Raw genomic sequence first — 1528 nt, 5'->3', positions numbered from 1 at the left:
GAACAGGAGCAAGAGCGTGGAATTACCATCACGTCTGCAGCTGTTACCTGTTTCTGGAAAGGTATGGATGCGCAGTTCGATGAGCATCGCGTAAACATCATCGACACCCCGGGACACGTTGACTTTACCGTTGAGGTAGAGCGTTCATTGCGTGTACTGGATGGTGCAGTTGTTGTTCTGTGTGCATCGTCTGGTGTACAGCCGCAAACTGAAACGGTTTGGCGTCAGGCCAACAAATATGAAGTTCCACGTATGGTTTTCGTCAATAAGATGGACCGTATGGGCGCGGACTTCATGAACGTTGTGAAGCAGATGAAAACCCGTTTGGCAGCTGTTGCAGTTCCAATCCAGATTCCAATTGGTGCGGAAGAAGACTTCAAAGGGGTTGTTGACCTCGTGAAAATGAAGGCCATTAACTGGAACGAAGACGACCAGGGTATGACTTTCACTTACGAAGCAATCCCAGCTGATCTACAAGACGAAGCAGAAGAATTGCACAATGAGTTGGTGGAAGCTGCGGCCGAAGCGAACGAAGAGCTCATGAATAAATACCTTGAAGAGGGTGAGCTCACTGAGGAAGAGATTAAGCTTGGTCTGCGTGAGCGGACGTTGAATGGCGAAATCGTTCCTGTTCTGTGTGGTTCTGCATTTAAGAACAAAGGCGTTCAAGCGGTACTTGACGCGGTTATCGAATACTTGCCGTCACCAACGGAAGTAAAAGACATCCGTGGTCTGGACGAGAAAGGCGAAGAAATGCGTTGCGGTTCAAGCGACGAAGAGCCGTTCGCGGCACTTGCGTTCAAAATCGCAACCGACCCGTTCGTAGGAACGTTGACGTTCTTCCGTGTTTACTCGGGTGTCGTAAACTCAGGTGACTCAGTTTACAACTCAGTAAAAGAGAAGAAAGAGCGTTTCGGCCGTATCGTGCAGATGCACGCGAATGACCGTCAAGAACTAAAAGAAGTTCGTGCAGGTGATATCGCAGCTGCAATCGGACTGAAAGATGTAACGACCGGTGACACTTTGTGTTCACACGATCGCATCGTAGTTCTTGAGCGGATGGAATTCCCTGAGCCAGTAATCTCGGTTGCAGTAGAGCCGAAAACCAAAGCAGACCAAGAAAAAATGGGTATTGCATTGGGTAAATTGGCTGCAGAAGATCCGTCATTCCGCGTGAAGACCGATGAAGAGTCAGGTCAGACGATCATCTCTGGTATGGGTGAACTTCACCTCGATATCATCGTTGACCGTATGAAGCGTGAATTTAAGGTTGAGTGTAACGTCGGTAAACCACAAGTTGCGTACCGTGAAACGATCCGCAAGAAAGTGGAAGTCGAAGGCAAGTTCGTTCGTCAGTCTGGTGGTCGTGGTCAGTACGGTCACGTTTGGTTACGTATGGAGCCACTTGCGCTTGATACGTCTCCTGCGAAGAAAGACGAAGAAGAGCGTGCAACTTACGAGTTCGTAAACGAAGTCGTAGGTGGTGTGGTACCGAAAGAATACATCCCTGCCGTTGACAAAGGTTGTC

General features: G+C 49.0%; 1 protein-coding gene. It reads left to right on the top strand.

Translation table 11 applies throughout. The features are described from left to right. On the top strand, positions 1–1528 hold a 1528-nt coding region (gene fusA / locus J5F18_RS20470), incomplete at both ends, for an elongation factor G (RefSeq protein ID WP_346300322.1).

It is taken from the genome of Halomonas sp. BM-2019 (genome assembly GCF_017584085.1).
This window is presented reverse-complemented; position numbering and strand designations above follow the sequence as displayed.